A 14120-nucleotide genomic window follows, 5' to 3' on the forward strand; every position below is an offset into this window, starting at 1 on the left:
GTTTTTGCGGTTGTGTTAATTCAATATACAGAATTATCTATTGCTAAAATATTAATTTTGTCTTAAACAGTAATCAAATATTACAATAATTTAATCGTTTTCCAGTATTCTCACCTCAACTCTACGGTTTAACTGATGTGCTTCTTCGGTATTTTCCGTTGAAATAGGATTAGTACCTCCAAAAGCTTTTGTTTTAATCCGGTTTTTCTTTATGCCGTTATCAACAAGATAAGACTTTACAGCTTCGACTCTCTTTCTCGATAATTCCAGGTTCTTGGAAGCTACACCTCTTGTATCTGTATGACCTTCTAATTGAATGATCATTTCCGGATAACTGTTCATCATTTGCAGTAAAACTTGTAATTCAGGATAAGATTCAGGTAAGATATTCGCCCTTCCTCTTTGAAATAAGAGTTTTTCCATCCTTAACAATTCACCTTTTTTACTACTCTTAAGGTAAAAGGTGTCTTTTCTTAAGGCCTTTCCACCTTCGTCAATCTTTAATTCAAATATACTAGGAAAATATGTATCTGAACTAATTTTTATGCGATAAGTATTGCCTTCCAGAAGACTAAAACTAAAATAACCATTATCTCCTGCAGAAAAAAGCCCCATATCATCGGCGTATGGCAATTTTTCATAAAAAACTTTACAGCTTATTGGTTCTTGAGTATTATAATCCAACACTAACCCTTCAAACCGAATGAGCGTTGATTTCGCCTCCGACTGTGAAAAGCCTTGAAATGATGTCAGAAATACTAAGCAGATAATTCCAGCTTTAATAAAAAAATTCATGGGCTTTTTAACCATAGATTTAAGGTAGAAAAAAAAATCTATTTTTTTAAATTATTACGGTTCAATCGGACTTTTGTTGAATAAAATAAACCCAAAATGAACCATCGCCCCAAAATTTAACCGGTCGATATTATACCAGGTGCCCAGTACACTTAAAGGTCCAAACCGGGTATGATATACAGCCGATAAACCTGCGGAAAGCACAAGGTCTTCAGTATCAGTTTTATATTTCCAGGTTTTTTCTACCTTATCTAAAGTGGCAAAAGGAAAAAACAGATGTGATTCAGTCCTCAGGAAAAGATCATTTTTTATTTTATAATTAAAAATCCCTCCTGCAGAAGCAAAAAACGGCGAGCGCAATTCTTCTATATAATAAATTCTGGAATCAGGCAGTGGGTTGCTTGTTCTCGACAATAAATAAGTTGATCTGTCAGTGAGGTAATAAAAATGACTGGAAAAATTAGATTCTAATTTAATACCCGGGATCAATTTCCCGTTACCAAAGTATTTTTCATATTGAAGGTTTATTCCAAACCAATTTTTGACCGAACGGTACTGTGAAAAAGTACGTTCAGCAGTATTACCTGAAGAATAATTTAATATCCCTCTGTAAAAAGAAGTGCTTAAGCCAAGGTATGTGCCCTTAAAACCATATTGCGGATGGTTTAAAGTACTTTTTTCAAATTTCAATTTCAGATTTAACCCTTCAGACTTAAGATTATCGAGAGTGTCGATCGTCGACAGGAAATTTTGATTTGAATAATTAAACTTAGATCTAAAATAACCAACATCAAATTCAAGCAAATTATTGGTTTTTACCGGAGTGATAAATTTTAAACCTGAGGATAAGTTATTATTCGTGAGTGGAATAATTTCACTTCCCGATTCATCAAATATTAATTCAACCGGAGCGAGATAATTCCATTTATCGACTGATAAGTAAGGAGATATTGTAAAAATAAATTTTCCGGGAATAGTTATTTCTGATTTGTAATCAAATGATCTGTAGAACTGACCGACGTGAAATTTTATTCCATGATTGTAAAATAATTTATTGAGATAGTAATAATTAAAATCAAGGACAAACTGGTTAATATTTTTAGAAGCAATCGTTCCTCCGACCCCAATGTCAAGTAGATTCGAATTATCCCCGGATATAGCAAATGTGTAATAATCATCTTCTTCTGATTTATATATATCCGGAAAGATGTTTCTGAAGTATTTTTCAGAAGCCAGGTAATAATAACCTCGCTTTACATTATCTATATTAAATGTATCTTTTTTCTTTACGAAAATTTTTCTGATGAAACTCTCCTGGTTTTTTGTATACCCGTTAATATCAATTTTATCGAAAATCAACGCATCGTATCCCGACTTAAATGCTTTTCTTCTTTGAGCTAAAACTTCAGGGTTGATTCTTTCTTTAATTACTTCCTTAATTTGGGGAATGGCTCTTTTGGCGGCTATATAACCAGAGTCATATATAGCGCTGGCCTGGCTAAAACTTGCAGCGTTGTAATTGAGCAAGTTTGGAGCAATATAAAGAAGGTCGGAATCTGCCGGAGTCTGAATGTACATATCCATGAACAAATCCAGAATGGCATCATTCATTTGTTCATCGTCTTGATCGTACGGGTATTTGTCTTTTCTCGTATCAGAGACATTTACTCCAATTATATGGTCAGGACCGAATTCATCTTTCATCACGTCGATTGGGAAATTGTTGTAAATTCCACCATCAAACAGGTACTGATTGTCGACTTTTACAGGAGGAAAAAAGAAGGGTACGCTCATCGTAGCACGAACTGCTGCAGCAAGGCTCCCCTTGCTCATTATTTTTTGTTTGGCAGTAAATATTTCTGAAGTGATACACCGATAGGGTATAAAAAGACTGTCAAAGTCATATCCTGCAGTATGTGCAGGCTGGGCAAGTTGTTCAGTAATTGCAAAGTTCAGTGACCGGTCTGTTGCCAGGACAGTCTTGAAATATGCATTATACAGACTGTCAAAAGTAAGATCCAGATGAATAAAACTTAGCGGATCATCTTTATGGTTGAGATAGTAATAATATTCAGGTGGAATCTTTCCATCTACCCAGTCCTGAAATCTCTGTGATAATACTTGTTCTTTGATCTCCTCAGCAGTAAATCCTGAGGCGTACATTGATCCGATGATTCCGCCCATGGAGGTCCCGACCACATAATCGATCGGGATGTTTTCTTCTTCAAGTGCACTGATTACACCTGCATGGGCAATACCCTTAGCTCCACCGCCGCTAAGGACTAAGCCTACCTTTTGAGAATACGAATTGAAATTGGCTAAGAGAAGAAAAACTGCAATACTGCAAAAAAATCGTTTTAATCCCATTGGCAGGCCTTATTGTATGTTATAATTTTTTGTTTTCTGATTCTGCTGTTGCTACAAGGTTCTTTTCAGACTGACCATTGACCTTGATCGCTTTTAGCAAACGAATATATTCATCCTTTGTTTTATTAAATGCTTCAAGGCTTTCTTCTTTGATTGGTTCCGATGGCGGAAGATCTTGTGCCATTGGATCAACCTGTCTTCCGTTTTTCCAGAATCGGTAGCATACGTGAGGACCGGTAGCTAAACCTGTACTTCCAATGTACCCGATAACATCACCCTGTCTTACTCTTACACCCGGACGAATGCCCGACTTGATTTTAGACATGTGAAGATATTGAGTAGTGTAAGTGCCGTTATGCTTTACCTTTACGTAGTTACCATTGTACTTTGAATAAGTCGCTGCGATGATGATGCCATCACCAGTTGACCTGATCGGAGAACCATGTGGTGCTGCGTAGTCAGTTCCAAGGTGGGCTTTCCATCTCTTTTGAACGGGGTGGAATCTTCTACCAGTGTATCGGCTGGTAATTCTTGAAAACTCAACAGGCGCTCTTAAGAATGCTTTTCTAAGACTGTTTCCTTCAAGATCGAAATAGTCTTCTCCATCACCCTGATCAAAGTTCACAGCGTGAAAATCACTTCCGAAGTGGTTTAATTCAGCAGCGATTACTCTGTTAAATCCAACAAGCTCACCGTCAACCTGCTTTTCTTCATATATTACACGGTAGTAATCACCTTTTTGAATTCTCCAGAAATCAACCTGCCACCCAAAAACATCAGCAAGTTTGTCCACCAACGCTGGAGAAGCTCCCTGGTTGGTCATACTTATATATAAGGAGTTTTCTATAACACCTGAAATTTCTTTTTGAACTACTTCGATTTCTCTTTCAACTTTGTTGATGTTAACAGAATCATTGAAAGAATAAACGATGTATTCAATTGGATTTGGTTCGTAAATAAAGGCCAACGCACTTTGCGCAGTGTCTTTCGGCATAATCACCGTATATTTTTTGTTTGCCCTGATCTTACGGACATCAAAAACATCTTTAGATTTGTTCGCCAACTCATGGATAGTTTGCATGTTGATCTTAAACTCACTGAGGATTTCACTCAGGTTTTGATTTGATTCAACAATACCTTCTACCACATCGATACTATCAACATAGTAGCCGTAGAGCATTTCTGGTTCCACATAGATTTCAGCTGAATCTGGTTGGATATCAGCATTAGAAACAGAAGTAATTGTTTCTTTTTCATTTTGAAAATAGAACCATGCGGCAACCGCAATAATTCCTGTAATGATAATTCCTGTTAGCCTGTAAAGTTTCATTTCTGGAAATAATTAAAAAATCCACACATTTTTCCTCATCTGCAAAATAGGACTATTTATCCTTAATTATCAATGTTTTAGCGGATTTTTAATGAATTACATCTAAAAAATATTATTTGGAATACCTAAAAAGCTAAAATAATGAAATATTAAATGAGTACTATAATTACTTGATAACTACATAAATTTCAAATTATTGTAGGGATTAGAAAATAAAGTTTTTGAGATTATTAACCTCGAAAATCAGTCTTCAATATTATTAATTCAAAAATGTGGCTTTAACCAGTAAAAAAGCCCTTTGGGTAATTATTAGTTAATAATTTATGTAACGTTAATCGGGTAAATGTTGAAAAAAGGCAATAAAACAGAAGTAAGGAAATTTAAATGATTAAAAGATGAAAAAATAGACAATTAATAGCTTTTCATCTGGTATAGCTCTTTGATATTAATAAATGACATAGGAAGTGATGTTTTCTGTGACAATCAGATCGTAATAGTCTCTTAATAATAGATTCAGAGATCCAATTTTCTCTTCTCCTCATAGTAAGTTTATTTCCAGCTGTGTGATGTCTAGTTATACCGTAATTTCTAACTTACGAAGGAATGCTAATACTCCAGGTGTTGATGTTGATTAACCAGAAAATTACTGGTACAGTTCAGCAAAAGATTATTGTGATTATAAAAAAGGGCTTTAAAGGTGAAGCTGTTATTATAGTCACGCGTATTGCTTCGGTATGCGCGCCAGGGGAATTAGAAAAAGTTAAAGCTAAAAGAAATGGGCAGCAATAAAGAGTATTTTAAAATTTCACCATCTGTAAACCCTAAAGTTATTGGTAAATGTGACATTTATCAAATTGATGAAATGATTAGAAACTATAATTTCAAATCAAAGGAATCAGTTGATGAATTATGGGGTGTTAGAGGAAACCAAGTTACATTTCAACCTGATTTGAATGGTTTTAAGCTCCATAAAAATGCGAAGTTAACAGATATTATGGGTGCGAATCCATTAAATGGCAGAGGTGTTTTTGTGAATGAGAAAACAAAACAGATTTTAGAAAAGTTTAATTTGGCTGATCATTATTTTTTTGAAACTAAGATTTACGACCATAAAGAGATGCCAATATCTCAAAAGTATTATTGGTTTCATTTACTATTTTTAGATAATCATTTGATAGATTATAATAAATCTACATTTCAGTATGGTGGCAAACCCGTAACCATAAATGGTTATGATGATTATATATATATTCTAGATATGTATCCAATTATTTACACTGAAAAGACTGTTTTGAAAAAGGAAGCAATACATTTTGATGTATTATTGCCAGGTTATTTTGACCAGAAATTATATTTTTCTGAGAACCTCATAAAAGAATTTGAATTACTGGATGTAATTGGTTTCGAAAAAGAAGATGGTTCTAAATTAGATTTTTCTTTGTAACACCTCAACTATCCAAAAGCTGTTTGAAGTTTAGCTTCAGCATAACTTCAAACTTTTAATGAAAAGCCGGGATTGTATCCCGGTAATTGTGAACCAGGATTTACAGGATTAAAATAGATTAACAAGATAAACAAAATATAAAACCGAAAGCCTTCAGATTATTTCTGGAGGCTTTTTTTGGCTTGGTAGGTTTAGTAGTTAATTGTCTTTTGTGCTTTACACTAACAGATTCCTCACCACAAGGGACTCGGAATGACGAGTAGAGTGTTCTTTTCTGTCCAAAATAGGATCTCTATTCAAGTAGAACGTTTATTCCTTTCAAAAAATTAGAACTGACCTTAATTTGCAATTCATCGTATGATGAATTTTTTATTTGAATTTGCAACTAAATATAGTTACTTTGAGTTATGTCTAAAAAGGAGAAACTGATTCGACGGTTTCTTACAAAACCATCAGATTTTCATTATAAGGAGATGGTGATCTTATTAAGTTACTTTGGATTTAAAGAAGTTAAGAAAGGAAAAACATTTGGATCAAGAGTGAAATTTGAAAATGAAGAGGGTATTCCAATTATTTTGCATAAACCTCACCCGAGCGGAATAATGAAAAAATACCAGATGAGCCAGATAAAGGAGGTATTAGGGTTATGAAATATTTAAATTATAAAGGATATACCGGAAGCATTGAATATAGTCCTGAAGACAATCTATTGTTTGGGAAAGTCCTCGGCATAAAAGGCCTTATTTCTTATGAAGGTGAAACAGGAAAGCAATTAGAGAACGATTTTAAAGAATCAATTGAGGAATATTTTTCCGATTGTAAGTTAAAAGGAATTTCTCCGGAACGGCCTTTCAAGGGAAGCTTTAATGTTCGTATATCTTCAAGTCTTCACCAAAAAGCGGCATTAATGGCTATCGAAATGAAAACTTCATTAAATAACCTTGTAGCAGAGGCTATCCGGCAACGAGTTGGGGAGGATCCTGTTTAAAATCTGCCTCCATTAAAACGCTGTTTGGAGTGTTCCGCAGGACAACCTCAAACTTTTAAAGAAAAGCAGGGATTGTATCCCGGGCATTTTGAACCAGCATTTACAGGTTAAATAACGATTGCCAGGATTATGAAAATGTAAAAATTGAAGTTCCAGAAATATAACCTGAGTTTTAATTATGCTTTTCAAGCATTTATTTTACTCTGTACAAAATAATCAAATCGGGGAAAATTAATTTAGCTATGAACTCTATATCCAATTAAATCGTTATTTTTATAATGGATATGAAAGTATTAGAGATTAAAAAAGAGTTACGAAAACTAATAGAACAAGAAAATGACATTCATATTCTTGAAGCTATTAGGACTTTGCTTAGTAAATCAAGCTTAGACCCCATTTTAAAAGAGAAATTTACCAACAGAGCTTTGAAGTCGGAAAAGGATATTGAGGAAGGCAATGTAATGAGTAGAAAAGAAATGGAGGATAAATTAGATGACAAGCTAGATTTATGAAGGTAATTTATACCAATCAGTCTCTTGTTAGCTTAGAAGAGTCCCTGCGATTTTTAAAGGAAAAACAAGAACTTCCTCCTGGTAAGATAAAAAAGATAAAGACGCTTTTATTTGATAAAGCCGAGAGCCTAGTAAATTTTCCCGAAACTGGTCAAATTGAGGAATATCTTGAACACTTAGAATTAAATCACAGAAGAATAATCGATGGAGCTAATAATCTTTTGGTCTTTTAACCCTGAATTGATTCTCGAATTTGATAATGAACAGCGTTCGATATGACGATAAGAGTGTTGGGCAGTACCTTGAACAGAAAGATTATTTCAAAATCTGAATTCTTATAATTCTGCCTCAAAAAAACATCCAACTCCAAATTACCGTCATTTTGAACGTATTTACTGATAAGCGAGAGCGAAGTCAGCATGTGAGAAATGTGTGGCATGAAAGGTTAAGCAGATTAGGTAAGGACTGCTTATTACAGGCAGATATCTCTCTTACATAATCGATGGAGCTAATAACCCTTTGGAATTTTAATCCTGAATTGATTCTCGACTTTAAAAATGAACACCGTTCGATATGACGATGAGAGTGTTGGGCAGTGCCTGTAACAAATAGATAATTTTAAAGTCTGAATTCCTATAATTCTGCCTCAAAAAAACACCAATGCCTCCTCGATTTTAATCAAAATCCCATTTGGGTAGAAATTTCAAACATTGGTAAATACATCGCTACAAGGATGAGCCCAACAAATCCACCTAGAAAAATTATAATAACGGGCTCGATAACCTTGTTTAATACAGAAACCCGATGTTCTAATTCATCAGCATACTGATTGGAAAGCTCTTCAAACATTAAGTCAAGCTGGTTGGTCTCTTCTCCAATCTTAATAAACGATATGAATTTGTTATCAAATAATTTATTTTTTGCGTTAAGGGTATTGTGTAGAGAATCACCCTTTAAAATTTCACTTTTCATTTGCCTGAGGGATTCTTCCAGCGGATAAAAACCAATCATTTTGCTGCAAAAGTCAATTGACCTGACCAAATCTATATTTGATGAGATCAAAATAGAAAAAGAGGCACATAACCGGTTTAAATAATAAGATTTGATAACATTTTTAATAACCGGGATTTTTAATAGGATAGAAGAAGTCACTTTTCGGAAGCCAGTTTTTTTCCTATTAATAAACACCAGTAAAAATAATATTAAGGATAGCCCGATTATATAGACAAAGTTGCCCTGGATAAAATTTGATAGAGAAATTATCGCCTCGGTTATTTCTGGTAAGTCAGCGTTAGTTCTTCCAAATACTTCCTTAAACATCGGGACAATAAAAATCATCATAAACATCACCGCAATGACCGATATCACAACTACTGAAAGGGGATAGATCATTGCATTGATAAATTGTTTTTTCTGTTTGTCCTTTTGTTCATAATGCTCGCTTAATTTTTTAAAAACATGTTTTACTCTACCGGTTTCTTCACCAATTTTAATATTAAATATCTCGTAAGAAGAAAAGCTTTCAGAGTCAGAAAATGCCTGGTTTATACTTGCTCCATTCGAAATATCAGTATTCAACTTAGTAATGATATTTTTTGTCTTATCTGAAAATTCGTTTTCAGAGACAATAGACAATGCCGAAATAACATCCAGTCCTGCATTCAGCATTGAACTTATTTCCTTATAGAAAACTACTTTGTCTTTATCCTTGAATTTTTTTCCACCAAATTCAATACTACTGCTCCCAGAAGATTTTGACTTGGCTCTCTTCTTTTCCTTTTTAGTTTCCGGTTGCTTAAAATATATTTTATTGCCTTCCATTCTTATTTAATAATGAGCTTATGTCATACTTTTTATAAAAATAAAGTTCCATATCCTGATTGCCCTTGTTGAGCTTTACCGATAGCCTGTTTAATAAATTATTAGCACTGGGATGAAATCCTAAATTCAGATGTATGTTATCTGCCATTAACAATGTATCAGATAGGTTATTTTTAGATAGGATAATCAGGTTACTATTAAAATCAATCGAACTTGTTAAAATGTTATTATCATAAAAGTTCAGCCTGTTTCCCGCTGCTTCAATCTGATCGCAATCGAAGACTTCCTTTTCAATCAAATAATTGGTTTTGGTAATGTCGATATTGTTACTGATTACATTTTTGACCCTTCCAATTTCATTGATCGTTAGTCTGTATGTGATATAAATCATGCTTACCACGATCGTAGCTAAAAGTAAAGCGATAATCGTTTCGAAAATTGTAAATGACGGAACCTTATTTTTGAATAAAGTATTCATTATTTTCGGATTTAATTTCAATTCGGTTGCCATTTAACTCTACAGCAACATTCTCATTTTTGATTGAATCAAGCAATTCCAAATGAGATGATCTGTCTTCTATATAGCGGTAATTAATTTTCTGATTACGCAAATTCTGGTTTAACTCCCTATACGAAAATCCATAAATGCTATTAATGATTATCCTTCCGGTAAACGAAAAGATAATTGTAATTATCAATACTGCTACTACAGCCTCCGTTATGGTTGAAGATTTTACTTTACCCATTTTAATAATGCTTCTGAGTTATTAGCTAATCTTAAAGGGTGGTTTTGAGGTAAAGATTTTATTACCCCGTTTTTTATGGAATTTAGAACGGTATCTTTACCCACCAACTTACCTAAATGTCTACTGTAAACACTGCCATTTATAGTTCCGGAGCACAACAGTTTATTATTGCTATGTAATTTTCCTTCAATCCGGGCATTGTCATGAACGATAATCACACCAGTGCTGGAGTTAGAAACAATTACACCAGAAAAATAACTTCCCGTGTTTATGTATAATTTATTTACTGCATCTACATTTTGATAAATCGAGGAGGGAAACAATAAATTTGAACCTCCTTCTAAAGTCACTTCATCGGAATTAATTTGGACACTTCCTTCAAAACCAGACTTTACAGTAACTTTGTTAGCTATAAGAATACAATCATTTAATGAAGAATTTTGATCTAGAATTAAATGATCCCCTTCTATAATGATATTGCCATGATATAATCCTCTTATAGCTCCATTCTGGTATAGCCTTAGCGTCTTATTGGAAAAAGAATTAAATACCGAATCTGATTTCATTGCAGAGGTCGAATCTGCAACAGGTGTTTTAAACTTTACAGACCAGATAATTTCTCTACCACTTTCCTTGGGGACTAAAGATTTATTAATGTTTGAAGTTTTTCCAATGTACGAAAACCCATATTTTGAAATGAATACATCTCCTTCCAAATATGAATTTTCAATTGTGATCGACGATTTATAAAAAGGAACATAAAGTGTTGTGTCAAGATTGATATTACCTTTTAAAGCAAAAGATTCTAACTGATTGTTAGTGCCTTTTGAAAAAGTTTTATGGACTTTAAATAATCCATAATCAAGATAGTTGTTCTCGACATTAATAGAATTATTCACCCCTGATCCAAAATCAATACTTTCTGTTGCAGTTATATTATTGAGATTGGTTCTGATCAGATTTGATCTTTCCTTATAGTTGATAAAAATCTTCTTTTGTAAGAAGGTTAATGAAATAAAAAAGGAGATTAAAATAGTGATCAGCAGGAAAAAAATAATAGAAATCTTAAGTACGGATGACTTAATCTTCATTGACTAATTGCCCCTTTTTATACTTTTTGATGATTTTTTCATCTCCCTGGTAAAGTATTTCCTTACCGTGTTTTAATCCATTTTTGTACCTGGTTTCTAATACCAGCCTTCCCTTTTGATCGTAAACCAGCTCTTTTCCATTTTTAACCCCGTTACGATAATTGGATTTGATCTTTACCTGGTTGTTTTTATGATAAATGAATTGCTTGCCATTTAACTGACCTTTTTTGTAATTAAGTAAAGAGTAGAGGTTTCCTTCTCTATCCCAGAACTTCCATTCGTCAACTTTTACGCCATCTTCGAAGCGGCCCTGGGATAGCAAATCATTACTTTTATTTATTGCTGTAAATGGTCCGTCTAGCAATTTGCCAACGTAACCTCCCTGGGTTTTATTCACATCCTGATTTTTATACCAAAAGTAGAAAGTTTCGTTATTTAATTTTTTTGGTTTTGCATCAGTCACGCTAAAATTTATTACCGAATCTGTATAAGCAATAGTAAAGTTATTAGTGTACTCCTTGTAAGATTCTATGTCGATGTCCTTTAATTCTTGAGCGCTGATAATGAGATAATTAGTAATAGATATAATTATCAATAGTGATAACTTCCTCATAAGAGCTTTAAAATGTTTTTGGTTTGAAAAAAATTTTGTTAAAGATAAATTAAAATTCTAAATTCGCCTCACTTTCAATTACTAAGGGATTTAAATAATGAATTTTTTCAACCGTAATCGTGTAGAATCTTACACTTTAAACGAGCTTCTTGTTGTTTTGGTAATAATCGGTATTCTGGTAATCATGTCGTTACCTGTTTTACTTCCGTTAATTTCTAAAACCCGATCGGTAGAAGCAAAGCAAAACTTAAAACATTTGCATTCTTTACAAAAGGCGTATTTCTACGAATTTTCTAAGTATTCAGGGGAGCTGGAGCAAGTAGGTTTTCAGCAAGACGACCTGGTAACAGACTCTGAAGAGGGAACGGCCAATTATGTCATTGAAATTGTTAATCACTCACCATCGGGATTTACCGGTAGAGCAACAGCGGTAGTCGATTTTGATGGTGATGGAACTTTTAATGTATGGGAAATTAACGAAAAGGGCACCTTAAATGAGGTGACTAAGGATTAAGTAGTGGATTATTTTTTACTAATTATTTCTATACTAATAATCTTTATTTCGATCGCCATTTTTGTACAGGATTTTAAGGATCGTCTTGTATCAATCTGGCTGTACCTTTCTTTGTTTATTGTTTCCGCAGCTTACTGGTATTTATATAATTCGTCAGAGATAGTGCTTATAAATTATATTTTGATTTTTTCAATTTTAGTTTTTTTATCGATCTACATCTTTATAAGATTTAAGTCTTTAAATATCAGAAAGTATTTTGGACTGGGGGATATGTTATTTTTATGTTCAGTCCCCCCATTTTTTTCATCACCCTATGAAATGGTGTTCTTTTTAATTTTTGGATTAATCGCTTCACTCGTGGTTCATCTCGTACTAGCTAAAACTTTTGTCAGAAAAAACATAGAAACGATACCTCTGGCGGGTTACATGAGCTTGTGTGTGCCATTTTTTGTTTTACTTAATCATCAGGTATTATGGATGTGATAGATAAAATTGAAGCACAACACCTGCAGGAGATCACTTCAGAATTGGCGTGGCATTTTTCTATTATACCCTTTCATCGGGAAAATGGAACGCTGAATCTATACAGAGATGAAAAATTAGCTGATAGACAGGACCTGAATGAGCTTAAGGCTATACTAGGTTTGAATGTAAAGATTGAGTATTTACCTGGGCAAAAAATAGCAGAGGCTTTATCCAAATATTATCCGCGAAAAAGCGGAAAAACGATAACTGCTACGAAGGTTCAGGATGTTAACAATCCTCGATTTGTGCAGTCATTAATTATCGACGCTTTCAATCTGGATGCAAGTGATATTCACTTTGAGCCGTTTGAGAAAACTGCGAAGATCAGGCTTAGAATCGACGGTAAATTAAAAGAGCAATTCATTCTCGATAGAAACGATTACAGCTCGCTTGTGAACCGGATCAAGATAATGTCTGATATAGATATTTCTGAAAAACGACTTCCCCAGGATGGTCGAATCACATTAAGCGATCAGCAAATCAATATTGATATCAGGGTATCGTCGTTACCCACAAAGTATGGTGAGAAAATAGTTTTTCGTCTGTTGAATAAATCGAATATAACGATAGACCTGGAAAAACTTGGCTTCAAAACTCACCAATTGGACAATTACCGCCTGGCTTTTCACAGGCCCCAGGGAATTATTCTGATCAGTGGCCCGACAGGTTCGGGAAAGACCACGACGCTTTATGCAACATTAAAGGAATTAAACCAGCCTGAAACAAATATTCTGACAATCGAAGATCCTGTGGAATATACCCTCGAAGGGATCAACCAGACCCAGTTGAGAAATGACATTGGTTTAACCTATCCAGTGGCTTTAAAGACATTTTTAAGACAGGATCCTGATGTGATAATGGTAGGTGAGATCCGTGATAAAGAAACGGCAGACATGGCGATCAGAGCAGCCATGACTGGTCACTTGGTGTTGTCTACAATTCACACAAATTCTGCCCTGGAGACGATCTCCAGGTTAACTGAAATGGGAATTCCGGGGTACCTGATATCCGATACGCTTAACGCCAGCATGGCCCAGAGATTATTGAGAAAAAACTGTCCGGATTGCTCGACAGCGTTTGAATTAAAAGAAGAAGACTTTCCTTTTAAGGCAAATACAGATAAGATTTTATCAAAAGTCAAAACCCATAATAAAGGAAAAGGTTGTGAAAACTGTTTGTATACAGGATATAAAGGAAGGGTAGCCATCTACGAACTGATTTTGATGAATAATGAAATCAGGGAAACTCTTTTTAACAGCGATAAAGTAAAGCAAAGCTCCATGCCTGATTATGAAAAACTTGGAGACAATGCACTTGAATTATTAATCAATGGTAAAACGAGCTTAGAGGAGGTTTTACCTTATTTAATATAAT

The 14120-nt window shown here is 34.1% G+C and carries 15 protein-coding genes; 7 read left to right on the plus strand and 8 right to left on the minus strand.

What is annotated here, in order from left to right; all coding sequences use genetic code 11:
• Positions 1–90 precede the first annotated feature (90 nt).
• Genes DCC35_RS02740 through DCC35_RS02750 form a run of 3 tightly spaced genes read right to left on the minus strand, consistent with a single transcriptional unit; the run spans position 91 to position 4492 of the window.
• A complete protein-coding gene (locus tag DCC35_RS02740; RefSeq protein ID WP_175402686.1) occupies positions 91–795 on the minus strand; it encodes an OmpA family protein in 705 nt (234 codons plus the stop codon).
• Positions 796–849: 54 nt separating this feature from the next.
• Complete coding sequence (locus DCC35_RS02745) at positions 850–3162, minus strand: patatin-like phospholipase family protein (RefSeq protein ID WP_137089350.1); 2313 nt, start codon at positions 3160–3162, stop codon at positions 850–852.
• A gap of 19 nt (positions 3163–3181) precedes the next feature.
• On the minus strand, positions 3182–4492 hold the full coding sequence (locus DCC35_RS02750) for a peptidoglycan DD-metalloendopeptidase family protein (protein ID WP_137089351.1): 1311 nt from the start codon (positions 4490–4492) through the stop codon (positions 3182–3184).
• A 775-nt stretch (positions 4493–5267) separates the two neighbouring features.
• On the opposite strand from DCC35_RS02750, the gene DCC35_RS02755 reads away from it, so the two are divergent.
• The 5 genes from DCC35_RS02755 to DCC35_RS02775 all read left to right on the plus strand — a co-directional run bounded on the left by DCC35_RS02755 (position 5268) and on the right by DCC35_RS02775 (position 7669).
• On the plus strand, positions 5268–5936 hold the full coding sequence (locus DCC35_RS02755; protein WP_137089352.1) for a hypothetical protein: 669 nt from the start codon (positions 5268–5270) through the stop codon (positions 5934–5936).
• A gap of 407 nt (positions 5937–6343) precedes the next feature.
• Positions 6344–6586 (plus strand): type II toxin-antitoxin system HicA family toxin, encoded by a 243-nt coding sequence (locus DCC35_RS02760; RefSeq protein ID WP_137089353.1) that lies wholly within the window; start codon positions 6344–6346, stop codon positions 6584–6586.
• A complete protein-coding gene (locus tag DCC35_RS02765) occupies positions 6583–6924 on the plus strand; it encodes a type II toxin-antitoxin system HicB family antitoxin (protein WP_137089354.1) in 342 nt (113 codons plus the stop codon). Before DCC35_RS02760 ends, DCC35_RS02765 begins: the two co-directional genes overlap by 4 nt.
• Before the next feature lie 278 nt (positions 6925–7202).
• Positions 7203–7436, plus strand: a complete 234-nt coding sequence (locus DCC35_RS02770) for a hypothetical protein (RefSeq protein ID WP_246070129.1) — start codon at positions 7203–7205, stop codon at positions 7434–7436.
• The gene (locus DCC35_RS02775; RefSeq protein WP_137089355.1) at positions 7433–7669 is read left to right on the plus strand and encodes a hypothetical protein; all 237 of its coding nucleotides are present in this window, start codon (positions 7433–7435) and stop codon (positions 7667–7669) included. Before DCC35_RS02770 ends, DCC35_RS02775 begins: the two co-directional genes overlap by 4 nt.
• Before the next feature lie 445 nt (positions 7670–8114).
• Here DCC35_RS02775 and DCC35_RS02780 read toward each other — a convergent pair whose 3' ends face one another.
• Genes DCC35_RS02780 through DCC35_RS02800 form a run of 5 tightly spaced genes read right to left on the minus strand, consistent with a single transcriptional unit; the run spans position 8115 to position 11707 of the window.
• Positions 8115–9257 (minus strand): type II secretion system F family protein, encoded by a 1143-nt coding sequence (locus DCC35_RS02780; protein WP_137089356.1) that lies wholly within the window; start codon positions 9255–9257, stop codon positions 8115–8117.
• The gene (locus DCC35_RS02785; RefSeq protein ID WP_137089357.1) at positions 9244–9735 is read right to left on the minus strand and encodes a hypothetical protein; all 492 of its coding nucleotides are present in this window, start codon (positions 9733–9735) and stop codon (positions 9244–9246) included. Before DCC35_RS02785 ends, DCC35_RS02780 begins: the two co-directional genes overlap by 14 nt.
• Positions 9713–10003: a hypothetical protein gene (locus DCC35_RS02790; RefSeq protein WP_137089358.1), complete on the minus strand. Its 291-nt coding sequence runs from the start codon at positions 10001–10003 to the stop codon at positions 9713–9715. The genes DCC35_RS02785 and DCC35_RS02790 overlap by 23 nt, the downstream gene beginning before the upstream one ends.
• Entirely contained in the window at positions 9991–11094 is a 1104-nt protein-coding gene (locus tag DCC35_RS02795; protein WP_137089359.1) for a hypothetical protein, read from the minus strand. The genes DCC35_RS02790 and DCC35_RS02795 overlap by 13 nt, the downstream gene beginning before the upstream one ends.
• Positions 11084–11707: a toxin-antitoxin system YwqK family antitoxin gene (locus DCC35_RS02800; RefSeq protein ID WP_137089360.1), complete on the minus strand. Its 624-nt coding sequence runs from the start codon at positions 11705–11707 to the stop codon at positions 11084–11086. Before DCC35_RS02800 ends, DCC35_RS02795 begins: the two co-directional genes overlap by 11 nt.
• Before the next feature lie 97 nt (positions 11708–11804).
• Here DCC35_RS02800 and DCC35_RS02805 point away from each other — a divergent pair, with 97 nt between their 5' ends.
• Complete coding sequence (locus tag DCC35_RS02805) at positions 11805–12221, plus strand: type IV pilin protein (protein WP_137089361.1); 417 nt, start codon at positions 11805–11807, stop codon at positions 12219–12221.
• 473 nt (positions 12222–12694) lie between these two features.
• The gene (locus DCC35_RS02810) at positions 12695–14119 is read left to right on the plus strand and encodes a GspE/PulE family protein (protein WP_137089362.1); all 1425 of its coding nucleotides are present in this window, start codon (positions 12695–12697) and stop codon (positions 14117–14119) included.
• Position 14120: the final 1 nt, after the last annotated feature.

Origin of the sequence: Mangrovivirga cuniculi (assembly GCF_005166025.1) — a bacterium.
In the GTDB taxonomy this organism is placed as follows: Bacteria; Bacteroidota; Bacteroidia; order Cytophagales; family Cyclobacteriaceae; genus Mangrovivirga; species Mangrovivirga cuniculi.